Origin of the sequence: Vitiosangium sp. GDMCC 1.1324 (genome assembly GCF_003044305.1) — a bacterium.
GTDB lineage: Bacteria > Myxococcota > Myxococcia > Myxococcales > Myxococcaceae > Archangium.
The window spans coordinates 88,220-113,155 of record NZ_PZOX01000003.1; the positions used below are offsets into that span (position 1 = coordinate 88,220).

Sequence of the window (24,936 nt, forward strand, 5' to 3'; positions counted from 1 at the left end):
CCACCGGTCCGCGAGTCGAGTCATCCGCCTCCAGTTCAGCCGGTGACGCTGGCTTCGCCGTCGCAAGCTCTTCGCCCACGCGCGGATGACCTCTGTTCGGAAACGGCCGATGATTCGGTTGTTCGTCGGTACCGCGTGGTACGCGAAGTACCCGCGGACGACAGAGCCGAGCCAACGACCTTGCTCATCAACTGGGTCATGTCGGCGCCGCGCCATGGCGCCCTTGAGCGCCTGGAGCGTGGCCCGCATCCGCTTCGAGTCTGTGTGCCGGGTTAGCAAGAAGCCTCTGCGGCGGGACTTCCCGCAGATGTGAACCAACCCGAGGAAACGGGTCGCTGACGGCGCGCGTGGCGGAGCGAGATGTCGTAGGCGCTCGAAGACGGCCGGCATGGCCCGGGAAATCCTCCAGAGGGAGAAGTGCCTCTGGACGTTTGTCAATGTGCCGGGCCTGGAGCCCACCAACAACTTCGGCGAGCGCTGCATCGGGCACGCCGTCATGTATAAGACGTCCTTCGGCACGCAGGGTCAGGGGGGAAGTCGCTTCGTCCCATGCTAGCTTGGTGGCTGTTTCGGTAGGGCACTGCAAAGCATCCTCGCCCGAGGAGCAGCCCGTCAGGAGTAGTACCTACCGAAACAGGCTCTTATCTCGCTTCGAGTGCCCCGTCATCGTGACCGGCCGAGAGCGGTCATGCCTGTTGCTCAGACTCCAATCGCTGCTCGTCAATCACTTGCGCAGTCAAAGGAGCTTGTCATGCAGATCAAGGTGGCCGTCGTCCTGCTCGGTCTATCCCTCGCAGCCGGTTGTAACAGCTCTCACCGGGAAGCATCCGCCCTGATCCCGGACTGCCCGGCGGGTCAACAGCTGTTCTTCGTTTTCGCGGTGAACGATGCGGTCAATTGCACCGCGATCAACAATGTGTGCGCGGTCGACCAGGCGGCTGCAGTCACAGTCGGCAGGAAAATCACCCCGACGGATCGGGTCTTCGCGTGCCCTGCCAGCAGCGTCAGCCCCGTGGGCCTGTGCGAGCTCTCGAAGCCCGTCGTGGCGATTCCCTCAGCCTGCCAAAGCAAATGAGCGGTGAGTGTCAAGCATGGCTGCGTCATGGCCCACCCTGCGCCAGGCCTCGCTCGGCTGCTGCTGCATCTCCCTGAGCAGCCCCCTCAGCGTGCCGAGCGGAGCCTGCGGCGCTCGGCTCACTGCGGTGGTGGCGTTGCGTGCCCGGACCCTGTGGGCGTTCGTGCATAGGGAGCAGGTGGAGCCCACCAACAACCGGGCCGAGCGTGCGCTGCGCCCCGCCGTCTGCATGCGCAAGGGCAGCTTCGGGACTCACAGCCCCGAGGGCAGCCGCTACATCGAGCGGATGCTGACGGCCGTCACCACGCTCAAGCTGCAGCAGTGCAATGTACTCGACTACCTAGCCGCGGCGCATGGACAGGCTGTTCCCTGTCTCCTGCCTGCCTCTTGAATCGTGACCACCGCCCTGACGCTCCGAGGCAGTGAACGCTTACACGGCAGGAAGTCCGCGGCCCAACGCGCGAGCGCCCGGGCCGGCGTTTCGGAGGCGTCCCGAGGCGGAGGCACGTCCCGCAGCAGCAGGGCAATGCGCTCGTCCGCCGCCGGGTCGGGCGAAGGCGCGGGCCTGCTCCGGTACAACTGCTCCCGAAGGACGCCGTCGACGGCCGCCTCCACGTGGACTCGCACGAGCTCACTCCCCCGAAGCCGGCCCAGCACGGGATGAGGGACTCAGCCCGGGTCGATCCTGGCCAACAGGCGCAGGGCGGGCATCCGGTTGTCGTCGTCCAGGATGACCTGCTCCTCAAGTGCCCTGCACACCTCGGCATCCACCTCCTGAAGCTGACCGAGGAGTTGGAGGGCAAACCGCCGCACCCGCCGATCCGAATCGCCCAGACGCTCGAGCACCGCGCGCCGGACCTCGGGTGATCGTCTTCCCCTCCTTCCGCCACCCGGCCCGCTGGAGGTCATCCTCCAGCCGCCGCAGTGACGGAAGGTCGTCCGCCCGCGCATCGCCCCCGAGGTCTCCGAACTCCTCGCTCATGGAACGGACGTTAACCCGTTCGTCCAGGAGCTCAGTAGCTCAGGCCGTACTTCGCCGCCTTCTCCTTCACGCCCTTCATCACGTTCGCGTCGAAGGAGTCATCCTTCTCCGCCACGTTCTTCGCCCGCCAGGAGTCACGCTCCGCCGCCAGCTTCGCCGCCTTCTCCTCGAGCGACTTCCGCTCGCCGGCCAGCTGCTTCACCTTCGCCTCCCGCGCCTTCGCGTCCAGCCCCTGCAGCTCCGACGGCAGCTCCTCGTCCTTCACGCTCGCCAGCGCATCCGGCTGCGCCGCCAGGTCCACCGCCCCTCCCACCGCCACCGGCGCGCTGCTCACCGCCGCCGCCGCCGCCGGCGCACTCCCCGCCCCTCGCGTCGTCTTCATGAACTGGATGCGCTCGGCCGCGGCCTCCGGCGCAAGCTCCGCCATCTGCTCCGCCCTCGCCCGGTTCGCCACCTGCGCCTCCTTCTTCCCCGCGTACATCGTCTTGCGCGCCAGCTCCGCGTTCACCTTCGCCAGCTCCGCGTCATACGGCGTCGCCACCGCCACCATCCCGCCCGACTGCTCCAGCGACTCGTACCGCCCGTCCGTCGTCTTCGCCGCGAGCTTCCACTGCGTCTCCGTCTCCGGGTCCCCTCCGCAGCGCACCGTGTTCACCACGATGTGCTTCTCCGCCGCCCTCTTCACCCAGTGGTTGAAGTTCCAGTCGTCATGGCGATCCGCCGCCGGCGCGTCTCCCACCAGGAAGATGAGCTTCATCGTCTCCCGGTTCGCGTCCCACGACAGCTTCGACACCGCCTCGCCCAACCCCCGCCCCACGTGCTCCGGCGTATCTCCCCCTCCGTCCGCATCCAGCTCGCGCAGGTTCGTGAAGATGCCGTCCAGGTCCTCCGTGAGGTCGTACCGCTTCGTCACGTAGGCATCCCCCACGTCCCGGTACGCCACCAGGCCCACCCTCACCCGGGGCGTGGGCTTGCCCTGGGCAATCCGCGACGCGATGGAGAAGATCTTCTGCTTCGCCCCCTCGATGAGCCCGCCCATCGAGCCCGTCGTATCCAGCACGAAGACCAGGTCGATCCTCGGCCGCGCCTGCTGCTGCTGCGACGTGGGTTGCTGCGACGAGGGCTGCTGGGGTTGCGCGCCCTGTGCGGGTGCCTGGGCCTGCACCGGGGCCGGCGCGGGTTTGGTGGGGGCCCCAGCGAAGGCCAGGGGAGAAGCGAGCGTGACGAGGGCGAGCGCGGCCCCGAAAACGGGGCGCGAGAAGGGCTTCAGGATCATGGCAAGGGCTCCGGGGAGAGGGAATCCGGCTCGAATTTCCAGCGTGTGCTCTGGGGTGTAACGGACGAGCCGCCAGATGGGTCTAACGCCCGGTTGCACCCGCTCCGGCCCGGAGATAGGCCTGTGTGCACCCGTGCGCGTCTTCCACAGTGACCAGTACGCCGTTCCCCTCCCTCCCGGGCACCGCTTCCCCATGGAGAAGTACCGGCTCCTGCGCGAGCTGCTTCTGGAGCGAGGCGTCCTCCCATCCGGCTGGTTCCGCGCCGCCGAGCCCATCTCCCGCGAGGACCTGGAGCGCGTCCACACCTCGCGCTACCTGGACGCGCTCTGGACGAGCACCCTCTCCGAGGCCGAGGTCCGCCGGCTGGGCTTTCCCTGGTCCGAGGAGCTGCTCCTCCACTCCCGCGCCTCCGTGGGAGGCACCCTGGGCGCCGCCCGGGCCGCGCTCGAGGACGGGCTCGCCGGCAACCTCGCTGGAGGCACCCATCACGCCTTCCCCGACCACGGCGAGGGCTACTGCGTCTTCAACGACATCGCCGTGGCCCTGCGCGTCCTCCAGGCGGAGCAGCGCATCCAGCGCGCGGCCGTGGTGGACCTGGACGTGCACCAGGGAAACGGCACCGCCGCCATCTTCGAGGGCGACGACTCCGTCTTCACCTTCTCCATCCACGGCGAGCACAACTTCCCCTTCCGCAAGCAGCGCTCCAGCCGTGACGTGGGCCTGCCCGATGGCGTGGATGACCGCGCCTACCTCGACGTGCTCGCCGCCCACCTGCCCGAGGTGCTCGAGGCCTCCGGCGCCGACATCCTCTTCTACCAGGCCGGAGTGGATCCGCTCGCGGAGGACTCCCTGGGCCGGCTCTCCCTCACCCATGCCGGGATGAGGGAGCGTGACCGGCTGGTGCTGGAGGCCACCTGGCATCGCGGCATCCCCCTGGTGCTCACCCTGGGCGGCGGCTACGCGAAGCCCCTCACCGCCACCCTGGAAGCCCACGTGGGCACCTACGAAACGGCACTCACCGTCTTCCGGTGAGCCCTCGGTGCTACTCGGCCTTGGGCTTCACGGTGATGGTGCGTGACGCGGTCCTCCCTTGCACCCTGGCCTCGAGCACCACGATGCCTGGCTCCTGTGGGTCGGCCCGCATGAGCTCCCCGTTGCCAATGAAACCCGAGCAGATGGCGGCCATGTGGCCACAGCTCGGCTGTCTGAGACGGAAGGAGGCAGGAGCGTTCCACGCGATGTCCGGACTGGAGAGAACCCCGAGATCGATCTCCTGCCCGCTCGGGCCATAGGCCTGGAGCCGGTATTCGGGCTCGGGCAGCTCGTCCACCGCCACGCTGTCCGGTCCGGAGATCTCCAGCCGGGTCAGCTCTTCCACGACGAACGTGATGGTGCTTTTCGGGCAGTGCACCGTGGCGGAGCCGAGCTGCTTCGCACGGAAGCTCGCGCCGCTGACGTGCGCGGTGATCTCGATCGTGTCCCCGCTCCACCAGCCCGGCTTGCACGGATAGCCAGCGCCCGACGGAAGCGTGCCGGTCGCACCGGGTGGAATCCGGTATTCCCTCCTGCCGCCACAACCGCACAGGACCAGCAGCGCGAAGACGCAGGCGTAGCGGGCGAGGGTTTGCATGGATGGCTCCGCCTCCAGGTCCCACCAGTATAGGTGAAGATCCCTCACGAGCTCCGCTCGCCCCCCTCTGGCGCGCCGCCAGCTCCCCAGGCTAGGAACATCTTTTGCGTTGCATGTGCAACCCAGCGCATGCAGGGCCAGCAGAGGGAGCAGGACATGTCGGCGCAGTATGACCAGATTGGAGACAAGGTCGCGGACTGGGACGTGTTGCCGGTGCGCTCGGAGTACATCGAGGGATATACCTTCTTCAAGGCGCTCGGCTCCGTGGAGGGAAGGACCGTCCTCGACCTGGCCTGTGGTGATGGGCTGTACACGCGGCAGTTCAAGACGCGCGGCGCCACGCGGGTGGTGGGTGTGGACATCTCGGAGGAGATGATTCGCAATGCCCGGCGGTACGAAGAGACGCAACCGCAGGGCATCGAGTACCACGTGTCCGACGTGGCCGACATGCCCACGCTGGGCTCCTTCGACATCGTGACGGCCATCTATCTGTTGCACTACGCGAGCTCACCCGAGCACATGCTCCGGATGTGCCGGAACATCCATGCCCACCTGAAGCCCGGGGGCAGCTTCGTCACCTACGCCTTCAACCCCGAGTTCAGCGCGAAGGGTCCCAACAGCACCCGCTATGGAATAACGATGTTGGACTTCCCGGAGGCCCCTCGGGAGGGACATGCAATCTCCGCGGAGTTGCATACGAAGATCCCCTTCACCATCCACTTCTCCTTGTGGAGCCGGGCCACGCACGAGCAGGTGCTTCGCGAGGCGGGCTTCCGCAACATCACCTGGCAGCGCCCCGAGTGCTCCCCCGAGGGGATTGCGAAGTTTGGCCGGGCGTTCTGGCAGGACTACATCGACAACCCTCACGCGGTGGCGCTGCGCTGCGAGCGCTGAACCGCTCACTTCGCCGCCGGAACGCCCAGGTCCTGCAGGACCTTGAAGTCGAACACCAGCATCCCGCCCCAGGAGACGGCGGCGGCGTTGGCCAGATCGAACTGGACGAAGGGCATCACCGAGAGGATGTCGAGCAGGCCCACCCTGGGCCCGGCACCGAGCTGGAGGGGGCGTTTCTCGACGCCTTCCACGCGCTTGGCCCAGAGCAGCTGGGCCCCGATGCCGACCTTCAGCTCCTTGGCCCAGGAGCGGGCGTAGGGAGCCCAATCCAGCGGGCGGAAGTCGAGCGCCGCGTATGGCCCGAGGTGCTGGGCGCCGAAGAGGTTGACCGAATCGCCGTAGAAACCGGCGGACCAGTACCAGGAGGGGACCTTCAGGGCCGTGCCCTTCTCGTCGAAACGCCACTCGCCGAGCGAGCCTCCCAGGTGCAGCCCGAGTCCGGTCGAGCCCACCCAGTTCCCCCGGTAGCGATACCCCAGCGCCAACGGGCGGATGAAGATCTGCAACCGCCGTCCGAGGGGATTGGGATCCTTCCATTCCGAATGGGACTTCGCATCCGGACACGCGGCCTGTTCACCGCTCTCGTTCCGGGGATTGGGAAGACGGCAGTTGTCACACTCGTCGCCGACACCATCGTTGTCCGCATCGGCGTGTTCGCCGCCCTTCACGGGGACGAGCGGGCAGAGGTCGCAGGCATCCCCCGCCCCATCCCCGTCGCTGTCCTCCTGGCCCGGGTTCGGGTCCAGCGGGCAGTTGTCCGCGCAGCCCTCCATCCGGCCGGGATGACACGACGGTGCCTCCGTCGCCCCAGGCGGAAGGTCGGGCACACCATCCCCATCGCTGTCGGCGACGGGGGGCACGGGCTCGGGCGCCGGTGGGGGTTGGGCGACGGCCAGGGCCGACGCGAACAGGAGAACAGCGGTCAGCATGAGCGGAGCGGAGCGCATCAGAGGCATAGCCCGAAGACGTTGGGGTCACTGCACAGGAGCATGTGCTGCGCCGCTGGCAGACGCCGGATCGTGGCTTCGTCCTGCACCCACGAGGGAAGCCTGTCGCGCGTGAGCTGATCCGGCACGAGATCGTCGCCCGGCACCTGGACGGGCTCGTCCGTGCTCGGAAAGCGAGGCAGCCGCAGCGGGGTCTCCAGGTTGTTGCCCTGAATGATGCGGATGAAGTCGAGCCTGCGCAGGGGCTCGAAATAGCCCGTGGTCGTCACCCGGAGCAGCGCACGCGCCCGCTCGAGCATGGACCTGTCGATGTGTTGGGAGAGCTCCACGGGCGCCCCGGCCGCGGGCATCAGTCCCGCGTTCATCCAGGGGGCGTCCAGAAACAGCTCGGGGCGGTTCGAGCCCTCCCGCGTGACGCTCCAGCGCGGCAGCATCTGGTAGACGGAGGGCCAGGTCCGCACCACCTCCTTCGGAACGGTACGGTCGAAGAGGGTCCCTTGCAGCAGGGCGATCAGCGCGCTCACCGTTCCAAAGAAGGGCACGCCCACGAAACACACGCTCTGGACGAGCCGGGCCATCGCCTCGGCGCCGAGGAGGCGGGCCGCCGCCAGGACCACCAGCCCTCCCTGGGAGTGAGCCACGAGCCGCCAGCGGTCACCGAGCGGAGCCTCGGCCTGGAGACGCTCGGCGAGGAGCTTCCCGCTGTAACGGATGTCCAGGCGCCAGTCGTAGTCGAAGAAGGTCCACTTGGGGAACGCGTGCTCGAAGGGCTCGTAGGCGAGCGTCATGTGCCCGCGGACCTTCAGCGCGTTGCGGAGCGGCTCGAGCACCTCCGGATCCGGCCCGTGCTCGCAGCGCAGAATCTGCGAGGCATTGGCCTGGGTGACGAGCTCGAAGATGCTCGCGATGCGCGCTCCCTCCGGGCTCTCGTAGAGCACCCCTCCCGTTCCTGGAACCACCATCTGGCGACGGGGCATGGGCTCCTCCTGCTCGTCCGGGATGCAAACCCAGACGCACGCGGTTGGCATCGTGCCATGCACCAGCAACGGTCGTCACCTGACAAACCGGCATCACGGTGTTCAGGACTGGAATGACAGCCAGCCCCCCTCATCGGCGGCGGTGCGCCAGAGCCATCCGGGCGAGTCGCAGCAGCCGTTGGTGCTCGGCCTCCGAAAGCCCGAGACGCCCGAGCTCGGCCTCCAGGGCCTCCCGCTTCAACTCGCCGCCCACACAGGCGTTGAGCCACATCGCGACGGTGGAGTCCTCGAGCTCGCGCTCGCTGTAGGCGCTGAACTCGCGCATCAGGTCGGTGTACCGGCGCAGGTAGTACTTCTGGTGGTAGTCCTCGGCCCGGTGGAACGTGGCCAGCGGAAGGATCGGCAGGAGCATCGGCCCGCTCCTCCCCGCCATGGCCTGCCTCCCCGTCGCGAGCGCCAGCCGTTTCTGCGTCTCGTCCGCGTAGAACACGGCGGACATGTACTGGCGGCTGTAGGGGCGCTCGGTGGGATCCGCCTCCTTCCAGAAGTGTCCCAGCAGCGTCTCGTAGGAGATCCGCGCCGGGTCGTAGTCGAGTTGGAAGGACTCCGTGTGGTCTCCGAGCCGATGGTAGGTCGGCTCCGGCGCGCTGCCGCCGGTGTAGCCCACGCGGGTCCGGATGACTCCAGGTAGACGCCCGAACCGGGCATCAGGACCCCAGAATCAACCCAACGCGAAGGTCGCCGTCTCCACACGGCCAGGAGTCATCGCGTCCACGGGCAGCAGCCGGGTGGAAGCAGCTTCGACGTTTGGAACTTGCTTCATGGCATTTCCTCCACCTGCCTCTACGAATGAACCCGGCTCGAGGTTACGCCTGTTCCCCGCCCGCAAGGCCTGACACGGCGAATGCTGCTTCATCCTGGATTGCCTGGAGTGCATACTTACGGACTTCACCCCTCATCGCGTGCTGACGCGAAAGGAATCCCCCATGAAGAGCGCCGTGAGCCTTGTCGTGTCGCTGGCCGCCGGCTTCCTGCTGGCCTGTGGTGCTGGCGCCGAATCCACCCCGAACGAGTCCACCCCCTCGTCCTCGGGTGCCAGTGATGAGCGCGGATCCGTCACCGCGGCTGCCGTCTGCGGCGATGGCATCTGTGCCCTCGCGGAGCGCACCTCCTGCCCCGAGGATTGCGCCAAACCCATCTGCGGCGACGGCATCTGCTGCGATGGCGAGACGAAGGAGTCCTGCCCGACGGACTGCTCTCTGGGGAACAAGCCCTACTGCTACAAGAACCCCCTGTCCGTCAGCGAGCCGGCGGCCTCGCCCGCTCCACAGGCGTCCACCTCCCGCGTGTCCGCCCAGTCGTGCACGACCCTCTGGCGTCCCCGCTACAGCAGCTATTGGACCTCGTTCCCCATCGAGGTCGACGGGCAGGTCGGCGGCTGTGAGACCCATGACGACTGCACCACGACCTGCTGGGGAACCGAGTCGCCCTATTACATCCACCAGGACTTCTTCTATTGCACCGCCTGCTACTGACGGCGCCCGGGCAGGCTCCCCGGCTCACATGAGCCGGGGACCGGGAGCAGACGCTCCCTTCGCGAGCTGCCTCACGCGAGGTCAAACAGCAGCGCCTCCAGCGGCTCGGTGGCGCTGAGCACCAGGCGGGACTCGTCGGACACGGCGACCCCGTCACCGGCCTTCAGCGCCACGCCGTTGAGCGTACCCGTGCCGCGCGCCAACTGCAGCCACGCGTGCCGGCCCGGTGCCAGCGTGTACTCGGCCTTCTCGCCCTTCCCCAACAGCGTGCTGTACAGCCTCAGGTCCTGGTGGACCTTCAGCGCTCCGTCCTGCCCCTCCGGCGACACCACCAGCCGGAAGCGGCCCTGGCGCTCCTGCTCCGTGAAGGCCTTCTGCTCGTAGCTCGGCTTCAGCCCCTTGCTCTCGGGCAGGACCCAGATCTGCAGGAAGTGCAGCTCCTCGCCCGTCTTGTTCATCTCGCTGTGCAGCACGCCCGTGCCCGCCGTCATCCGCTGCAGCTCCCCCGCGCGCAGCACGCCGAGCGTGCCCATGCTGTCGCGGTGCTCGATCTGCCCCGAGAGCACGTAGGTGATGATCTCCATGTCCCGGTGCGGGTGCGTGCCGAAGCCGCTGCGCGCCGCCACCCGGTCCTCGTTGATGACGCGCAGCGCGCGGAAGCCCATGAAGCTCGGGTCGTAGTAGTCGCCGAACGAGAAGGTGTGGTGGGAATCCAGCCAGCCGTGGTTCGCATGGCCACGCGCTTCCGAGGGTCGAACGGTCAACATGGGGTACTCCTTTTCTCCAGTCTGCTTTGATGCATGAAGGCCTGGGAGCGATTCGCTCCGCGACAGCAGCGTCCCGCCCATCAGACCCGTTACGCCGGCCACCAACCCGCCAGCCATCTGGCGTCGGCTGAGCGGCCGGACAGCCTCTCGCCGCCTCACGCGGCCTTCTCCACCGCCACCGCCTTCACCGCCTGCACATCGAGCTCGATGTCGATGCGCTCCCCCACCAGCACCCCTCCCGTCTCCAGCGCCTTGTTCCACGTCAGCCCGAAGTCCTTGCGGTCGATGCTCGTGCGCGCGATGAAGGCCAGGCGCTCGGTGCCGGACTCATCCTTCAGGCGGCCCAGGAACTCGGCGTCCAGCACCACCTCCCGCGTGAACTCCTTGATGGTGAGATCTCCCACCACGCGGTAGTGCTCCTGGCCCACCGCCACCACGCGCCGGCTGCGGAAGATGACGCGCGGGAAGGCCGCCACGTCGAAGAAGTCCGGCGAGCGCAGGTGCTTGTCACGCGCGTCCACCTGCGTGTCGATGCTCGCCGCGTCGATCTTCACTTCCACCTGCGCATTCGTCAGGTCGCCATTCACGAACAGCCGCCCTTCGTAGCGGCTGAAGCGGCCATGCACTCGCGCCACCACCATGTGCCGCACGGTGAAGCCGATGGAGGTATGGGCGGTGTCGATCTTCCAGGTCTCAATGGACATTGAAGTCATCTCCTGTGGTGTGCCTCTCTGGCTCACCCCAAGAGCAACTCGCTTGCCAACGCCCAACCCCCTGGAATCACGAGGCCTCCCCTCCCCCCGGGTCACAAACCCTCTCGAAATGAGAGGCCGAGGCTCTCATCCGGAGAACCCCACCCGCGCAATCGGAGAGCCATCCGCCCCGGTCCTCCAGGGCCCGAGGAACCTCCGGGCAAGCGCCCGGTGCGACCGTTCCAGCGGGTGCGTACCTCATCCCGGAAGGAGTCCTCGAACACGGGGGTAGCACCATGGATGTCAATGAAGTCATCGACAGGGCTCGCGACGCCTTCAGTGTCCGGCGCGTCTTCGGAGACCCCATCCAACAGGGCGCGGTGACGCTGGTTCCCGCGGCCTGGGTGAGCGGAGGAGGAGGAGGGGGCGGGGGCGAAGGCACCGCCGCCGAGGGAGAGGAGCGCACCGGGGGCGCTGGCAGGGGCTACGGCAGCGGCTTCGGCCTGCGGGCCCGGCCGGCCGGGGCCTTCATCCTGCGCAACGAAAAGGTGCGCTGGATGCCGGCGGTGGACGTCAACCGCATCGTCCTCGGCGCCCAGATTCTGGCCGGCATCGTCCTGCTGACGTTCGGCCGGAGGCTCGCGCGCCGCCTGTTCCTGGAGGAGAGGCCGCTCCTCAAATTCAGACGGTTCGCGAGGTTCGCGAGATGAGGCCCTCGGGCCAGGCGCGGCTCAGAGCACCTGGCCCGGGTCCGGGCTCGAGCGGAAGCCCGGGGACGCATCCCCGAGCTGTCCGTCCGAGTTGCTTCCCCAGCTCCGGAGCGTGCCATCCTGTTGCAGCACCAGGGAGTGGAGGCTGCCCGCGGACAGGGCGGTGACGTCCGTGAGCTCCGGCACCGCAGACGCCAGCGAGCGCGAGGTGGTGGTGCCATCCCCGAGCTGCCCGAAGTCATTGCCGCCCCAGGACCACAGGGAGCCATCGGACACGCGGGCCAGTGCGTGCGAGGTACCGGTGGTGAGGGACGTGACGTTCGCCAGACCCTGGGCCTGCACGGGGAGCAGGCGCGAGGTGGTGGTGCCATCCCCGAGCTGGCCGGCGGTGTTGGCGCCCCAGCCCCACACCGTGCCATCCGACTTCAACCCCAGCGAATGGGAGGCATTGGCGGCGACGGACTGGATGCCCGAGAGCGCCGGGAGGAACACGGGCAGGGAGCGCGAGGTGGTGGTGCCATCCCCGAGCTGGCCGGCGGTGTTGTTGCCCCAGGCCCAGACCGTGCCGTCGCAGCGCACCGCCAGCGAGTGGCCGGCGCCCGCGGAGACGGTCTTCACGTCGAGCAGCCCCAGCACCTGCACCGGCGTGGTGCGCGAGGTGGTGGAGCCATCCCCGAGCTGGCCCTGGCTGTTGTCACCCCAGGCCCACACCGTGCCGTCGGCGCGCACCGCCAGCACATGGCCGGCGCCCGCGGAGATGGCCACCACATTCGAGAGCCCCTGCACCTGCACCGGGAGGAAGCGCGCGGTGGTGGTGCCATCCCCGAGCTGGCCCTTGCGGTTGTCGCCCCAGGCCCACACCGTGCCGTCGCAGCGCACCGCCAGCGAGTAGGAGGCGGCGGCCGACACCGCCTCGAAACACCGGAGATCCGGCACCACGGAGGGAATCGACGTGGAGCCGGAGCCTTCGTACCCGAGCTGCCCGAGGTCGTTGTTTCCCCAGGTCCAGACGTAGCCGTCGGAGCGCACGTACAGCGAGTGGGCGGCGCCAGCGGCGAGCGGTACGGAGCGCGGGTTGCCCCTCGCCTGCATGGGGACGAAGGACGCACTGGTGGAGCCATTGCCGAGCTCGCCGTAGCTGTTGTCCCCCCAGGTCCACGCCGTGCCGTCGGTGCGCAACGCGATGGACATGCGCCCACCGGCCGCGAGCGCCTGGACGCGCGAGAAGCTCGGCACCAGCACCGGGACGAGCACCGAGGTGTTGTGGCCGAGGCCGAGCTGGCCGGTCGCATTGCGCCCCCACGTCCAGAGCATGCCGTCGGAGCGCAGGGCCACCATGTGGCTGCCGCGGGAGGAGATGTCCGAGATGAAGCCCGAGATGCCGGAGACCTGGACGGGCGTGGAGCGCGAGGTGGTGGTGCCATCCCCGAGCTGGCCGTAGAAGTTGTCGCCCCAGACCCACACCGTGCCGTCGTTGCGCACCGCCGCCGAGTGGTAGGGCCCGGCCGAGATGGCGACGATGCCCGTGAGCCCCTGCACGCGCACGGGGAGGGAGCGCGAGGTGGTGGTGCCATCCCCGAGCTGCCCGAAGGCGTTGTAGCCCCAGGCCCACACCGTGCCGTCGTTCTTGAGCGCCAGTGAGTGGTAGAGACCAGCGGCCACGCGGGTGACGCCCGTGAGCGACGACACCGTCAGTGCCGCGCGCGGGGTGCTGGACGTCGCGCCATCCCCGAGCTGACCCTGGGTGTCATCCCCCCAGGCCCACACCGTGCCGTCGTCCTTGAGCGCCAGCGAGTGGTAGGTGCCCGCGGCGACAGCGGTGGCCTTCGTCACGCCCGGCACCTGCCCCGGAGTGGAGCGCCGGCCGCCCAGGCTGTCTCCGAGCTGACCGGAGGCGTTCTCACCCCAGGCCCACACCGTGCCGTCGCCCTTGAGCGCCAGCGAGTGGTAGTTGGACGCGGCGATGGCGCGCACGGACGAGAGCTGGGTGACCTGAACGGGAACCGGACGCAGGGTGAGGGTGCCATCCCCGAGCTCGCCGTAGGTGTTGTCGCCCCAGGCCCACACCGTGCCGTCCGTCCGCAGGGCGAGCGCATGGATGTCACCCGCCGCGAGCGCCGAGACGCCGGAGAGGCCCTGCGCCTGGCCCGGGATGGGGCGCCAGCTCGCGCTCCCATTTCCGAGCTGGCCGTAGCTGTTGGAGCCCCAGCCCAGGACGGAGGAATCGGAGCGGCCGGCCAGGGAGAAGGAGTTGCCACAGGCGATGGCCTGCACGTCCGAGACGCCGGGCACCTGCATGGGGACTCGCACCACGGCGCCGTCCGTCCGGGTCGTCTGGCCCTGGCTGCTGTCTCCCCAGACCCACACGGAGCCATCAATGGCCCGGGCAACGGAGTGATAGGTGCCGCTGGCGACGGCCACGATGGTGACACCGGTGAGTCCGGACGCGCGCACGGGCGTCGGGGAGGAAGCGGTCCCGTCATTGCCGAGCTGGCCATAGGTGTTGTCGCCCCAGCTCCACACCGAGCCGTCCTGGGCCGCCGCCACGCTGTGCGCGCCGCCTCCGGCGATGGACACGATGCTCTTGAGGCTGGCCACCTGCACCGCGGTGGAACGCGTCGCGGTGGAACCATCCCCGAGCTGGCCGTTGAAGTTGCTGCCCCAGGCCCACACCGTGCCGTCCTGACACAGCGCCAGGGAGTGGAAGTCACCGGCGGCGATCGCCGTCACCGCCACCCCCGCCGGCAGCCCCTGCACCTGTACCGGGGAGGAGCGGATGGAGGACGTCCCATCCCCGAGCTGCCCGGAGCTGTTGTTGCCCCAGGCCCACACCGCCCCATCCTTGAGCGCCAGCGAGTGCTGGTTGCCGGCGGCGATCGCCGTCACTCCCGTCAGCCCGGGCACCTGCACCGGCACGAGCCGCTGGGTGGTGGTGCCATCTCCCAGCTGGCCATCCGAGTTGCCACCCCAGGCCCACACCGTCCCCCCCTGGCGCAGGGCCAGCGAGTGGCTGTTGCCGGCGGCGACGGCCATCATGCTCGTGAGCCCCTGCACCTGCGTCGGGCTCAGACGCTGGGTGGTGGTGCCATCTCCGAGCTGACCCCGGTCGTTGAAGCCCCAGCTCCACACCGTCCCCGTCGGCGTCACGTACAGCGAGTGGCCCAATCCCGCCGCGAGGCGGTACGGCCGGCCCTGCACGATGATGACGGGCGCCGGGTGCTGGCCCAACGCCCCGTCCGCCCCCTCCCCCTGCCCTCCTCCACCACCACACGCGGCGATCAGCGCGGTCACGGCCAGAAGGAGCGTGACCTTCAGGCCCCTCCACAAGGTGCTACCCATCATTCATCCCTCTCGTTCGTGCCTCGGGACCGACGGAATCGAGGCAAGGCTTGCGTCACCCACACAGCCCCCCACGTGTCTCGGAGCGCCATCGCGCCCTCCGCTCCTGACCCCGTCAGTCAGGCCCTGAACACCTGACATATGCAGACAAGCTGGATTTATATGCAACTGGGTGACGTGCGACTCCCGGGTGTCCGCGGGGCTCCATCCGGGGTGCGCGTGGCCGGGAACAGCGCGTCATCACACCCGGTGCAAAGGCGGAAAGACTCGGGGACACCGGGGTTTGGAGACGACACAGGCCCGGTTTGCGCCCCCCCTCCAACAGGACGCGGGTGCACAACTGTCCGAGTGTTACTAGGTTGACGGTCGCATGAATGCCGACCCCTCTCGCCGACAGGCCGCGCTCGAGGCCCTCGCCCTGGATGACGACGCACTGCTGCGCGCCTGCGAGGTGGAGTTCTTCATCGCCTCCGGCCCGGGCGGCCAGCACCGCAACACCACCGCCAGCGGCGTGCGCCTCACCCATCCCCCCACCGCGCTGTCCGTCACCGGCACCGAGCGCCGCAGCCAGGTGCAGAACAAGGGCGCCGCTCTCGAGCGCCTGCGCGAGGGCCTCAAGGCCCTCACCTACGTGCCCAAGAAGCGCCACAAGACGAAGCCCACCAAGGGCTCCCAGAAGCGTCGTTTGGAGTCCAAGAAACGCACGGGCGAGAAGAAGGCGCAGCGCAGCAAGAAGGACCAGTGGTGAAAGGAACCCACCCCATGCCCTCCCTGGAAGACACCATCGCCCTCGCCGTGGAGGCCCACCGGGGCCAACGGGACAAGGCGGGCGCCACCTACATCCTCCATCCCCTGCGGGTGATGCTGCGCCTGGAGGGGGACACGGAGCGGATGGTGGCCGTGCTGCACGACGTGGTGGAGGACTCGTCCTGGACGCTGGAGCGGCTGCGGGAGCTCGGCTACCCGGAGGAGGTGCTGGGCGCACTGGACTGCCTGACGAAGCGCGAGGGCGAGACGTATGAGGCCTTCATCGAGCGGGTGCGTCCCCACGCGCTCGCCCGCCGGGTGAAGCTGGCGGACCTGGAGGACAACATGGACGTGCGGCGGCTGCCGGCCCTCTCGGCGAAGGATGCCGAGCGACTGACCCGCTACCGCGCGGCCTGGGCTCGACTCAAGGAGGCGTGAGCCTCCGTCACCAGGTGACCTCCAGCTCGATGCTGAGCTCTCCCGTCCTCCGGGCGCGGACGCTCACCAGCTTCATCCCCAGCTTCCGGGCGATCGCCCATGCCCCACCCTCGTGGTACGCCAGCGGCATGAAGGTGCGCTGGACGGCCAGGACGCCACTGTTCGGCCCGGTCCACGTCACCGAGGGTTTCCCATAGGTCGTCAGCACCCAGTAGAGCGTCTGCAGGGCGATCATGAACTGCTGGGAGCCGCCCGCCTGCTGCAGTGCCGTGCGCCCGACCGGCGTCTCCATGTAGCTCGACCCGGCCTTGAAGCCCATCTGCCGCAGGGCCTCCTCGAAGCTGCCGCACCTGCCGCTGAGCGCCCGGGCCGCGGCGGCGAGCATCATCAGGAGCGAGCGCGTGGGGTAGTTGAAGAACTCCACGAAGCTCTTCTCGCCACTCGCCGCCACGCAGCGCTGCACCACCGCCTCGTCCTGGCCGAGCTCGCGCACCACCCGCAGCAGGGACGTGAAGAGGAAGCCGCGCGTGGTGTGCTGCGGAGTCGCCAGGAGCAAGCGCTGTTGGAGATCCTGCTCGGCGTCGTATGCGGCGTCGCTGCCTGGATTCGACTCAGAACTCATGCTCGCATTCCGGCGGCATCGAGCTCGAAGATCGGCGCCGCACTCCCTTGATACTACAACGGGTTGGTGGCCGATTCGCCCTCATCGGCGACAGGCGAACCAGGATTCCCACGACCGGCGCCCTGTCCACCCCTTGGGAGTCGACTCCCCGCCACGTCCCATGCCCCGCTCCCTCCGTATGAGGTCTCATGCGAAGAGTGGACCGTCAAGCAACGCTCTGCCTGTTCCGGAGGAATCGCGGCGTCCTCCTGGAGGATCTCGCGATTGTCCTGGAACACGTGGAACTAACGGCCGCGAGGTCCATCAGCGAGCGCACCCGTTCATCACCGAGGCGGCATGCGCTCCCCGCCTACCTCGCCCGCAGTGCTTCCGTTCCCGCTGGAGTGCATTCTCGACTGAGCGCGTCATCCGCGCGCCCGGGCCGCCTCGAGTCAGGTGGAAACGACACGGCCCGACGCGCCACGAGGGGCACACCGGGCCGCACCCACCCTCTCCCGGAGGAGAGGGGACTCACACGCGGACTAGCCCTTGGCCAGCTGGCGCATCACGTAGAGCAGGATGCCGCCGTGGCGGTAGTAGTCGAGCTCGTTGGGCGTGTCGATGCGGCACAGCGCGGTGAACTCCTTGGTGCCGCCCTCGCCCGTGGCCTTCACGGTGAGCTTCTTCTGCGGCGCCAGGTCCGTGGAGATGCCGGAGATCTCGAACGTCTCATGACCGGTGAGGCCCAGGCTCTGCACGTCCTGGCCCGCCTCGAACTGCAGGGGCAACACACCCATGCCGATGAGGTTGGAGCGGTGGATGCGCTCGAAGCTCTTGGCGATGACGGCCTTGATGCCCAGCATCGCGGTGCCCTTGGCGGCCCAGTCACGGCTGGAGCCCGTGCCGTACTCGGCGCCGGCCAGCACCACCAGCGGCGTGCCCTCCTGCTGGTACTTCATGGAGGCGTCGTAGATGCTCATCCGCTCGCGGGTGGGGATGTGGACGGAGACGCCGCCCTCCACGCCCGGCACCAGCAGGTTCTTCAGGCGGATGTTGGCGAAGGTGCCGCGCACCATCACCTCGTGGTTGCCGCGGCGCGCGCCGTAGGAGTTGAAGTCCTTGGGCTCCACGCCGTGATCCATGAGGTACTTGGCGGCCGGGCTCGTCTTGGCGATGTTGCCCGCGGGCGAGATGTGGTCCGTGGTGACGGAGTCGCCCAACAGCGCGAGCACCCGGGCGCTCTTGATGTCGGTGAGCGGCTTGGGCTCGGCGGGGATGTTCTCCAGGAAGGACGGCTTGCGGACGTAGGTGGACTTGGGGTCCCACTTGAACGTGTTGCCACCGCCGGCCGGGAGCTGCTGCCAGAGCGTGTCGCCCTCCATGGCGCGCGAGTACTGGCTGCGGAACTGCTCCGGCTTCACCGCGCTGGAGATGAACTGGCGGATCTCCTCGGTGGTGGGCCAGATGTCCTTGAGGAACACCGGGCGGCCGTTGCGGTCCGTGCCCAGCGGCTCGGTGTCCAGGTCCTTGCCCACCTCACCGGCCAGCGCGTACGCCACCACCAGCGGCGGCGAGGCCAGGTAGTTCATGCGCACGTGCGGGTTGATGCGGCCCTCGAAGTTGCGGTTGCCGCTGAGCACCGCGGCCACCACGAGGTCGCCCGTGGTGACGGCCTCGGCCACCGCATCCGGCAGCGGGCCCGAGTTGCCGATGCAGGTGGCGCAGCCATAGCCCACGATGTGGAAGCCGAGCGCCTCCAGGTAGGGCATGAGGCCGGCCTCCCGGAGGTAGTCCGTCACCACGCGGCTGCCCGGGGCCAGGCTCGTCTTCACCCAGGGCTTCACGTTGATGCCGCGCTCCACGGCCTTCTTCGCGAGCAGGCCCGCGCCCAGCAGCACCGCCGGGTTGGAGGTGTTGGTGCACGAGGTGATGGAGGCGATGACGACCGCGCCGTGGCCCAGCTCGTAGCTCTGGTTGCCGGACTTCACGGTGACGGTCTGCTTGAGGCGCTCGGGAGGCACCGGGGCCGCGGGGGCCTTGGCCTTGCCGCCGCCCTCGTCGTCCTCGCCCTTGCTCTTGCCCGCCGCCAGCATCTCCACCAGCGACTTCTCGTAGGCGCCCTTCATGTCCTTGAGCGTCACCCGGTCCTGCGGGCGCTTGGGGCCGGCGAGGCTGGGGACGACGGTGGACAAGTCCAGCTCCAGCGTGTCGCTGAAGGCCGGGTCCGGGGTGTTGGCGGTGTGGAAGAGGCCCTGCTCCTTGAAGTAGGCCTCGGCCACCGCGACGACCTCGGCCGGACGGCCGGTGAAGCGCAGGTAGTTGAGGCTCTCCTCGTCCACCGGGAAGAAGCCGATGGTGGCGCCGTACTCGGGCGCCATGTTGGCGATGGTGGCGCGGTCCGGCAGCGACAGGTTCTTCAGGCCGTTGCCGTAGAACTCGACGAACTTGCCCACCACGCCCTTCTTGCGGAGCATCTGCGTGACGGTGAGCACCAGGTCGGTCGCCGTGGCGCCCGCCGGCAGCTGGCCCGTCAGCTTGAAGCCCACCACCTGCGGAATCAGCATGGTGATCGGCTGGCCGAGCAGCGCCGCCTCGGCCTCGATGCCGCCCACGCCCCAGCCCACCACGCCCAGGCCGTTGATCATCGTGGTGTGGCTGTCGGTGCCCACCAGCGTGTCGGGGTAGAGCAGGTTGCCCTGACGGAAGGCCACCTGGGCCAGGTACTCCAGGTTCACCTGGTGGCAGATGCCCACGTCGGGGGGCACCACGCGGAAGCTCTTGAACGCGTTCTGGCCCCAGCGCAGGAAGGCGTAGCGCTCCTTGTTGCGGTCGAACTCGAGCTCGGCGTTGGCGCGGAAGGCGTCCGAGGTACCAAACACGTCCACCTGGAACGAGTGGTCGATGACCAGGTCCGCCGGGTTGCGCGGGTTGATCTTCGCGGGGTCACCCCCCAGGCTGGCGAGCGCCTCGCGCATGGCGGCCAGGTCCACCACCGCGGGCACGCCGGTGAAGTCCTGCAGCAGCACGCGCGCCGGGTGGAAGGAGATTTCGGTGTCCGGCTCGGCCTTGGGGTTCCAGGCGAGCATCTTCTCGATGTGCTCGCGCTTCACCACGCGGCCATCCTCGTTGCGCAGCAGGTTCTCGAGCAGGACCTTCAGCGAGAAAGGCAGGCGAGCGACCGAAGCATGGTCCTTGCCGACCTTGGCGAGGCTGTAGAAGTCGTAGTTGGCCGAGCCCACCTTGAGCTGGCTCTTGCTCTTGAAACTGTCCGTCATTTGAGTGCCGTCCTTCCTTCCGTCCACATGGAATCCGGGGGTCTTCTAGGCCCGTCGAAAGCGGCTTGCAAAGGGTTCGTGCACGGGATTCCAGGGGCGGACGGTTGGGGCGACCTTCACCAACGGTCCAGGCCGGTTCACACACCTACACGGCGGGGCCCGGCCGGGGCCGCGGTGGGCCCGGCGGCCGCGGCTAACGGTCCGCCAGTAGACGGGCGGTGCGCTGCAGGCGCTCGGCGCCAATCTGCATCAGCGCGTCCCGCATGCCCGGCTGACTGAAGATGTGCCGATCGACGGCCGACCGGTCCAGCCGCAGCAACACGCACGGGACATCCGCCCGCACCATCGCCGTCACCGGCTTGCCCAGCATGAGGGAGATCTCCCCGAACACATCGCCCTCGCGCAGCACCGGGTAGGGCGTCTCGCGCCCGTCCGGGTGCACGTGGTACGCCGTGCAACGGCCCCGTAGCAGCAGGTAGAGGGCATCCCCCATCTGCCCAGCGGTGAGCAGCTTCGTGCCCGCCGCCACCCGCTGCAATTGGAACTCGCGCGCCACCAGCCGCCGCTGCTCCATGCGCAGCGGAGAGAAGATGGGGTGGGTGCGCAGCAGGTTGTCCGCCGCGCGCTTGCGGCAGAAGGCGTGCACCACCCGGTCCACCAGCGGGTGCTTCTTGGAGAGCTCCACCAGCCGCGCCCGCGTCAGCTCCAGCAACACCGAGGGCACCGAGGGCATCACGCTCGCCAGCCGGGGCCCCTCGGTGATGAGCGCCATCTCCCCGAAGACGCCGCCCTCCACCACCGGCCCCTCCTGCGGCCCCCGGCCCTCCAGCAGCCGCATCACATCGCCCCGGCCCTCCACCATGAAGAACATGGACGAGCCGGGGTCTCCCTCGCGCATCACCGGCTGGCCGATTCCGTAGATGCGCACCTCCATCGCCTCGAGCAGCGCCACGAACGCATCCCGGGTCAGCATCGAGAAGATGGGCACCGCCACCGGGTCCTCCCGGTCCGGGAGCAGCTCGAGCTCGGCGGAGACCTGGTCCCCCTCGCCCTCCTGGGGTTGGACCGGGTAGCGCGCGTAGAGGTTCGCGATGAAGGCCTGGGTGCGGGTGTGCTTCGGATCCACCCGCAGCAACTCCTTGCACACCACGATGGCACGCAGGAGCTGGCTGCCGTGCGCCCACGCCCTCGCCAGGGCCTCATAGCCGGCGATGGCCTCCTCGGGTTTGCCCTGCAACTCGAACTGGCGGATCTCCGCGAGCGCCAGGTCCAACCGCCCACGAGCGGCCTGTTGCCCAGCCAGGTCCCGCTGCCGGAAATGGGTGTCCGCTCCGTCACTCATCCGTGGTCACGCTCACAAGCGCCCCACGCTACCACCCCCTCGGGGATTGCCCAGGGGGTTCAAGGCCCGGGAAGCCTCTGCCCGCCCGTCAGTGCCGGAGCGAACAGGTCTCCCACCTGGTCCAGGCGTCGACGCAAGGTGTCGAGCGTGAAACGCCGGGGGTCCAACCGGGGCGTCACCTCGGACCAGGCGAGCGGAGTGGACACGGGCGCATGGGGCAGGGCACGCAGGGAGTACGGCGCCACCAGGGTCTTCCCCCAGGCGTTCTGGTCCGCGTCGAGGTACAGCCTGCCCTGGCGCCGCTCCTTGGAGCGCTCGGTGGTGGCCAGCTCGGGATGCCGCCGGGCGAGCACCTCGAACGTCTCCTGGGCGAACGTCCGTGCCTGCTCGTAGGTATGGCTAGGTGAGAGCGGCACCAACACGTGCAGGCCGCGCTTGCCGGACGTCTTGGGCACGCTGCGCAGCTCCCGCCGCTCCAGGTAGCTCCGCAGCGAGGTGGCCAGCTGGATGAGGTCGTCGAAGGTCCCTCCCGGCCCGGGGTCCAGATCGAAGAGCACCCAGTCCGGCTCCTTCAGGTGCCGCACCCGGCTGGACCAGATGTGCAGGGTGAGGGCGGACTGGTTGGCGAGCCACAGCAGGGACTCGGGGGTATCCACCACCACGTGGGAGAGGGTGCGGGTCTCGTGGCGGATGCGGACGGTGGTGAGCCAGTCCGGCGCGCTTTGCACGCCCTGGCGGAAGAAGCCGGGCGCGTCCACGCCCTGGGGCCACTGCTGCAACGCCAGCGGGCGCCCCTCGAGCGCCGGCACCATCACGGGCGCCACGTCCCGGTAGTACGCGAACACGTCCGCCTTGGTGAAGCCCGCCTCGGGGAAGAGCACCCGCTCGCCATGGGTGAGCACCACCGGCCGCGTGGCGGGCACGGCCGGGGCATTCTTCCGGACCACGGAGGTTCTACCCGCGGCACGTGCACCCTGGCGGACCTTGGTGCCGGCCCTCCGGTGGGGACCTCGCGAAGAGGCGCTCGTCCCAGCCGAGGCACCGCGCACGCTCCGCGAGGGCCGCTCGCTCGCGACGGGGGCACGGCGAGGCCGCTCCCGGATGCACTCCTCGGGACGCTTGTCACCGCGCAGCCCCTGGAAGGACGGGTGGCGCAGACGTCCGTCGTCGGTCCACTCGGTGAAGGCCACCTGGGCCACATGGCGGGGCTTCACCCAGAAGGCCTCCTCGCTGCGCAGGGCATCCAGCACGAGCGGGGCGTCCTCCACCGGCGGCTTCTTCACCACGTCGCGCGACAGGAGCGTGCGCAACTCCCGCCGCACCTTCGCCGAGTAGCCCGTGCCCACCTTGCCCGCGTAGTGCCAGGTGTCGCCCTCCCGCACCGCCACCAGGAGCGCGCCAATCTCCGGCCGCTCGTTGGCCATGGGCGTGAAACCCACGATGGCCACCTCCTGGTTGGCCTGCACCTTGAGCTTGAGCCAGTCGGCGCCGCGGCCCGAGGTGTAGGGACTGCCCACGCGCTTGGCCATGACCCCTTCCAGCTCACGCCGTCTCGCCATCGCCAGGGCCTGCTTCGCGCTGCCCTCCACCCGCTCGGCGAGCGCGAGCGGGGGCTTCACGCGGGCCAGGAGCCGCTCGAGTCTCTTCCGGCGCTCCTCCAACGGCAGGGGACGCAGGTCCTCGCCATCGAGCCACAGCAGGTCGAAGATGACGAAGCGCTCCTCGGCGCCCTTGCCGAGCAACTGGAAACGTGAGCGGCCCTGGGCATCCAGGGCGACCAGCTCACCGTCCACCACCAGCGAGTGCTCACCGAGCGTCTCGAGCGCCCGCGCGATGGCCGGGAAGCGGGAGGACAAATCCTTCCCGCCACGGGATTGCAGGGAGACCCGGTCCCCCTGGACCGCCGCGAGCGCGCGGAAGCCGTCGTACTTCACCTCGAAGCGCCAGTCCGCTCCGGCGGTGGCATCCACCTGGGCCAGCGTGGCCAGCATGGGGGACCCCCATTTTTTGAGGAGCGCATCCGGCGTACGGTCGTTCGATTTTCGGCGGGAGGGACGCGGGGCACGGGCGGGCGGCTCGGCGCGTCTGGCGCGGCGGGGTCCTCGGGTAACAGGCTGGCCGGACTTCACGGACGCGGGACGCTCCTGCGCGACGTCGTAGTCAGGCCGCTCGGTGCCATCCTTGGCCTTGAAACACAACCACTGCGCCTTCCCTCCCCGAGGACGCGTGCGGATGAGATGCCACTCGCCCTCAAGCTTCTCTCCCCGCAGCACCACGTGCAGCCGCCCACGCTGGAGCTGCTCGGAGGCCTGGCCCGGCGGCACCGTGTCGAAGGTGCCCGAGTCCCACAAGATGGAATCGCCCGCCCCATAGGCGCCCTCGGGGATGCGACCCTCGAAGGTGGCGTAGGCCAGCGGGTGGTCCTCGGTCTGGACCGCGAGCCGCTTGTCGGCCGGGTCGTAGCTGGGGCCCTTGGGAATGGCCCAACTGACGAGCACGCCGTCGATCTCCAGCCGCAGGTCATAGTGCAACCGGGTGGCGTCGTGCTTATGCACCACGAAGACCGGGCCGACTCCAGCGCGCGGAGCCGGGACCTCCGGAGAGGGCTCGGAGGTGAGGGAGAAGTCACGCTTGTCGCGGTAGGTGCGCAAGCGCGCCCGGGCGGAAGTCCTGGAACGTCGCGAGGTCGCCATCCCCCCAAGGGTCGGCACGCCCGGCCCATGAGGCAAAAGCCGGAGCGCGAGTCCCGCGCCGCCCGCTTCCTCTACCTTGCCCGTCAAGTTGAACAAACAACCCGCTGGATTGTCCGCCTGTCCCCCACCCTACTTTGGGGACGGGCAGGACCTCTGAAGGAACCCTGCCGCGCGAGAGCGAAACCTCTTCCATTTTACTGGCCGCAGCTCCGCAAATGGGCCAGGAGCCATCAGGCAAGTGGGTTTTCGGCTACGAATCCGCCTTTTGCCCCTGCCTCTTTCTCGGAGCGTTGGATGAGCCAGATCATCAGCGCGCCCGGCAGCAGGAAGCCAGTCGTCACCAGCACCCCATTCAGCAGGTGGGCGGCGGGCTCGCTCAGTGTTGCCACGTGCTTCATCGGCGAGAGCCAGGGCGAAAGATTCAGGAAGAGGGCGGCCAGCGCAACGCAGGGCCACAGCAGGCTGACGCCGCGTTTGGCGCTCTGAACCCAGGCGTATACCGCGAGTGCGGCCGCGAACACCCCTTCCAGAACCCAGGATGCCGTGCCGAGCTTGCCCCACAAGTTGAAGCCCAGGTGTGTCTGCGAATGCGGAAACAGGGCCAGGTCGTTGTTGTGCATCAGCCAGTCGGAGACGAAATGTGAAATCGCCGCGAAGAACGCCACCGCCGCGACCCGCTTGTCCTTGAGGAACATCGCTCCCCAGACGGCCGACCAGAACAGCGCGGCAACCAGCGAGTGATCCCAGTCGATGAATGTCAGATCGAAAAACACATACGGTTCGGCGCGCAGATTGGGGGTGACGCGGTCCCAACCCAGCGCAATGAAAATGCCGTTGAGGAGGTCGAGAAAGCCGACCCCCAGCATGATGGGGAGGGCGGGGATCCTGGGATGACGTGCTTTCAGCGCAAGGCCAATGGCGAAGTGGCCGACGTACATGATGTCTCCGACTGCAAGAGGGGAAGCAGCGTCATCATGCGGTACCCCGTGGCTTGAGACTATCGCATTCTGGCAAG

At 68.7% G+C, this 24,936-nt stretch carries 21 protein-coding genes and 2 pseudogenes; 9 read left to right on the top strand and 14 right to left on the bottom strand.

Features of this window, described 5'->3' with window-relative positions:
• Positions 1-370: 370 nt before the first annotated feature.
• The 3 genes and pseudogenes from DAT35_RS08890 to DAT35_RS61770 all read left to right on the top strand — a co-directional run.
• Positions 371-547, top strand: a pseudogene (locus DAT35_RS08890) (transposase); the annotation flags it as partial.
• Positions 548-751: 204 nt separating this feature from the next.
• On the top strand, positions 752-1,075 hold the full coding sequence (locus DAT35_RS08895) for a hypothetical protein (RefSeq protein WP_108066511.1): 324 nt from the start codon (positions 752-754) through the stop codon (positions 1,073-1,075).
• A 16-nt stretch (positions 1,076-1,091) separates the two neighbouring features.
• A complete protein-coding gene (locus DAT35_RS61770; protein WP_108066512.1) occupies positions 1,092-1,466 on the top strand; it encodes a transposase in 375 nt (124 codons plus the stop codon).
• Positions 1,467-1,744: 278 nt separating this feature from the next.
• Here the strand turns inward: DAT35_RS61770 and DAT35_RS58050 are convergent, their stop codons facing one another.
• On the bottom strand, positions 1,745-2,026 hold the full coding sequence (locus DAT35_RS58050) for a hypothetical protein (protein ID WP_146209644.1): 282 nt from the start codon (positions 2,024-2,026) through the stop codon (positions 1,745-1,747).
• Between the two features lie 62 nt (positions 2,027-2,088).
• Complete coding sequence (locus tag DAT35_RS08905; RefSeq protein WP_108066513.1) at positions 2,089-3,333, bottom strand: VWA domain-containing protein; 1,245 nt, start codon at positions 3,331-3,333, stop codon at positions 2,089-2,091.
• A 76-nt stretch (positions 3,334-3,409) separates the two neighbouring features.
• Here DAT35_RS08905 and DAT35_RS08910 point away from each other — a divergent pair, with 76 nt between their 5' ends.
• Positions 3,410-4,366 (top strand): histone deacetylase, encoded by a 957-nt coding sequence (locus DAT35_RS08910; RefSeq protein ID WP_233261374.1) that lies wholly within the window; start codon positions 3,410-3,412, stop codon positions 4,364-4,366.
• Positions 4,367-4,376: 10 nt separating this feature from the next.
• Here the strand turns inward: DAT35_RS08910 and DAT35_RS08915 are convergent, their stop codons facing one another.
• Positions 4,377-4,964: a hypothetical protein gene (locus tag DAT35_RS08915; RefSeq protein WP_108066515.1), complete on the bottom strand. Its 588-nt coding sequence runs from the start codon at positions 4,962-4,964 to the stop codon at positions 4,377-4,379.
• Between the two features lie 156 nt (positions 4,965-5,120).
• Here DAT35_RS08915 and DAT35_RS08920 point away from each other — a divergent pair, with 156 nt between their 5' ends.
• A complete protein-coding gene (locus DAT35_RS08920; RefSeq protein ID WP_108067197.1) occupies positions 5,121-5,858 on the top strand; it encodes a class I SAM-dependent methyltransferase in 738 nt (245 codons plus the stop codon).
• A gap of 5 nt (positions 5,859-5,863) precedes the next feature.
• On the opposite strand, the gene DAT35_RS08925 is transcribed toward DAT35_RS08920, so the two are convergent.
• The 3 genes and pseudogenes from DAT35_RS08925 to DAT35_RS08935 all read right to left on the bottom strand — a co-directional run.
• Complete coding sequence (locus DAT35_RS08925) at positions 5,864-6,787, bottom strand: thrombospondin type 3 repeat-containing protein (protein ID WP_233261375.1); 924 nt, start codon at positions 6,785-6,787, stop codon at positions 5,864-5,866.
• A gap of 17 nt (positions 6,788-6,804) precedes the next feature.
• Complete coding sequence (locus DAT35_RS08930; protein WP_158501620.1) at positions 6,805-7,782, bottom strand: hypothetical protein; 978 nt, start codon at positions 7,780-7,782, stop codon at positions 6,805-6,807.
• A gap of 130 nt (positions 7,783-7,912) precedes the next feature.
• Positions 7,913-8,491, bottom strand: a pseudogene (locus DAT35_RS08935) (peptide-methionine (S)-S-oxide reductase MsrA); the annotation flags it as partial.
• A 277-nt stretch (positions 8,492-8,768) separates the two neighbouring features.
• Between DAT35_RS08935 and DAT35_RS60600 the strand changes: the two are divergent.
• Positions 8,769-9,317 carry a hypothetical protein gene (locus tag DAT35_RS60600; protein ID WP_233261377.1) on the top strand — a complete coding sequence of 183 codons (549 nt, stop codon included), beginning with the start codon at positions 8,769-8,771 and terminating at the stop codon, positions 9,315-9,317.
• A gap of 71 nt (positions 9,318-9,388) precedes the next feature.
• On the opposite strand, the gene DAT35_RS08945 is transcribed toward DAT35_RS60600, so the two are convergent.
• Both DAT35_RS08945 and DAT35_RS08950 read right to left on the bottom strand, forming a co-directional pair.
• On the bottom strand, positions 9,389-10,084 hold the full coding sequence (locus DAT35_RS08945; protein ID WP_108066519.1) for a pirin family protein: 696 nt from the start codon (positions 10,082-10,084) through the stop codon (positions 9,389-9,391).
• 155 nt (positions 10,085-10,239) lie between these two features.
• Positions 10,240-10,788 carry a YceI family protein gene (locus DAT35_RS08950; protein WP_108066520.1) on the bottom strand — a complete coding sequence of 183 codons (549 nt, stop codon included), beginning with the start codon at positions 10,786-10,788 and terminating at the stop codon, positions 10,240-10,242.
• Between the two features lie 284 nt (positions 10,789-11,072).
• Here DAT35_RS08950 and DAT35_RS08955 point away from each other — a divergent pair, with 284 nt between their 5' ends.
• On the top strand, positions 11,073-11,486 hold the full coding sequence (locus DAT35_RS08955; protein WP_108066521.1) for a spore germination protein GerW family protein: 414 nt from the start codon (positions 11,073-11,075) through the stop codon (positions 11,484-11,486).
• A 21-nt stretch (positions 11,487-11,507) separates the two neighbouring features.
• Here the strand turns inward: DAT35_RS08955 and DAT35_RS08960 are convergent, their stop codons facing one another.
• The gene (locus tag DAT35_RS08960; RefSeq protein ID WP_108066522.1) at positions 11,508-14,828 is read right to left on the bottom strand and encodes an RCC1 repeat-containing protein; all 3,321 of its coding nucleotides are present in this window, start codon (positions 14,826-14,828) and stop codon (positions 11,508-11,510) included.
• Between the two features lie 367 nt (positions 14,829-15,195).
• Between DAT35_RS08960 and DAT35_RS08965 the strand changes: the two genes are divergently transcribed.
• Together DAT35_RS08965 and DAT35_RS08970 are read left to right on the top strand one after the other, a co-directional pair.
• Positions 15,196-15,573 (top strand): peptide chain release factor-like protein, encoded by a 378-nt coding sequence (locus tag DAT35_RS08965; RefSeq protein ID WP_108066523.1) that lies wholly within the window; start codon positions 15,196-15,198, stop codon positions 15,571-15,573.
• Between the two features lie 14 nt (positions 15,574-15,587).
• Entirely contained in the window at positions 15,588-16,010 is a 423-nt protein-coding gene (locus DAT35_RS08970; RefSeq protein ID WP_108066524.1) for a GTP pyrophosphokinase, read from the top strand.
• A gap of 7 nt (positions 16,011-16,017) precedes the next feature.
• On the opposite strand, the gene DAT35_RS08975 is transcribed toward DAT35_RS08970, so the two are convergent.
• The 5 genes from DAT35_RS08975 to DAT35_RS08995 all read right to left on the bottom strand — a co-directional run bounded on the left by DAT35_RS08975 (position 16,018) and on the right by DAT35_RS08995 (position 24,859).
• Positions 16,018-16,632 (bottom strand): DUF2378 family protein, encoded by a 615-nt coding sequence (locus DAT35_RS08975; RefSeq protein ID WP_108066525.1) that lies wholly within the window; start codon positions 16,630-16,632, stop codon positions 16,018-16,020.
• A gap of 521 nt (positions 16,633-17,153) precedes the next feature.
• On the bottom strand, positions 17,154-19,886 hold the full coding sequence (gene acnA, locus DAT35_RS08980) for an aconitate hydratase AcnA (RefSeq protein ID WP_108066526.1): 2,733 nt from the start codon (positions 19,884-19,886) through the stop codon (positions 17,154-17,156).
• A 193-nt stretch (positions 19,887-20,079) separates the two neighbouring features.
• Positions 20,080-21,228 (bottom strand): cyclic nucleotide-binding domain-containing protein, encoded by a 1,149-nt coding sequence (locus DAT35_RS08985; RefSeq protein ID WP_108066527.1) that lies wholly within the window; start codon positions 21,226-21,228, stop codon positions 20,080-20,082.
• 59 nt (positions 21,229-21,287) lie between these two features.
• The gene (gene ligD, locus DAT35_RS08990) at positions 21,288-23,921 is read right to left on the bottom strand and encodes a DNA ligase D (RefSeq protein ID WP_108066528.1); all 2,634 of its coding nucleotides are present in this window, start codon (positions 23,919-23,921) and stop codon (positions 21,288-21,290) included.
• Between the two features lie 230 nt (positions 23,922-24,151).
• Positions 24,152-24,859 (bottom strand): hypothetical protein, encoded by a 708-nt coding sequence (locus tag DAT35_RS08995; RefSeq protein WP_108066529.1) that lies wholly within the window; start codon positions 24,857-24,859, stop codon positions 24,152-24,154.
• Positions 24,860-24,936 lie beyond the last annotated feature (77 nt).

Coding starts and splice junctions, on each gene's coding strand:
- DAT35_RS08965 (WP_108066523.1), top strand. CDS start 15,196: ATGAATGCCGACCCCTCTCGCCGACAGGCCGCGCTCGAGGCCCTCGCC.
- DAT35_RS60600 (WP_233261377.1), top strand. CDS start 8,769: ATGAAGAGCGCCGTGAGCCTTGTCGTGTCGCTGGCCGCCGGCTTCCTG.
- DAT35_RS08975 (WP_108066525.1), bottom strand. CDS start 16,632: ATGAGTTCTGAGTCGAATCCAGGCAGCGACGCCGCATACGACGCCGAG.
- DAT35_RS08930 (WP_158501620.1), bottom strand. CDS start 7,782: ATGCCCCGTCGCCAGATGGTGGTTCCAGGAACGGGAGGGGTGCTCTAC.
- DAT35_RS08955 (WP_108066521.1), top strand. CDS start 11,073: ATGGATGTCAATGAAGTCATCGACAGGGCTCGCGACGCCTTCAGTGTC.
- DAT35_RS08995 (WP_108066529.1), bottom strand. CDS start 24,859: ATGTACGTCGGCCACTTCGCCATTGGCCTTGCGCTGAAAGCACGTCAT.
- acnA (WP_108066526.1), bottom strand. CDS start 19,886: ATGACGGACAGTTTCAAGAGCAAGAGCCAGCTCAAGGTGGGCTCGGCC.
- DAT35_RS08920 (WP_108067197.1), top strand. CDS start 5,121: ATGTCGGCGCAGTATGACCAGATTGGAGACAAGGTCGCGGACTGGGAC.
- DAT35_RS08895 (WP_108066511.1), top strand. CDS start 752: ATGCAGATCAAGGTGGCCGTCGTCCTGCTCGGTCTATCCCTCGCAGCC.
- DAT35_RS58050 (WP_146209644.1), bottom strand. CDS start 2,026: ATGCGCGGGCGGACGACCTTCCGTCACTGCGGCGGCTGGAGGATGACC.
- DAT35_RS08970 (WP_108066524.1), top strand. CDS start 15,588: ATGCCCTCCCTGGAAGACACCATCGCCCTCGCCGTGGAGGCCCACCGG.
- DAT35_RS08915 (WP_108066515.1), bottom strand. CDS start 4,964: ATGCAAACCCTCGCCCGCTACGCCTGCGTCTTCGCGCTGCTGGTCCTG.
- DAT35_RS08985 (WP_108066527.1), bottom strand. CDS start 21,228: ATGAGTGACGGAGCGGACACCCATTTCCGGCAGCGGGACCTGGCTGGG.
- DAT35_RS08905 (WP_108066513.1), bottom strand. CDS start 3,333: ATGATCCTGAAGCCCTTCTCGCGCCCCGTTTTCGGGGCCGCGCTCGCC.
- DAT35_RS08925 (WP_233261375.1), bottom strand. CDS start 6,787: ATGCTGACCGCTGTTCTCCTGTTCGCGTCGGCCCTGGCCGTCGCCCAA.
- DAT35_RS08950 (WP_108066520.1), bottom strand. CDS start 10,788: ATGTCCATTGAGACCTGGAAGATCGACACCGCCCATACCTCCATCGGC.
- ligD (WP_108066528.1), bottom strand. CDS start 23,921: ATGGCGACCTCGCGACGTTCCAGGACTTCCGCCCGGGCGCGCTTGCGC.
- DAT35_RS08910 (WP_233261374.1), top strand. CDS start 3,410: ATGGGTCTAACGCCCGGTTGCACCCGCTCCGGCCCGGAGATAGGCCTG.
- DAT35_RS08960 (WP_108066522.1), bottom strand. CDS start 14,828: ATGATGGGTAGCACCTTGTGGAGGGGCCTGAAGGTCACGCTCCTTCTG.
- DAT35_RS61770 (WP_108066512.1), top strand. CDS start 1,092: ATGGCTGCGTCATGGCCCACCCTGCGCCAGGCCTCGCTCGGCTGCTGC.
- DAT35_RS08945 (WP_108066519.1), bottom strand. CDS start 10,084: ATGTTGACCGTTCGACCCTCGGAAGCGCGTGGCCATGCGAACCACGGC.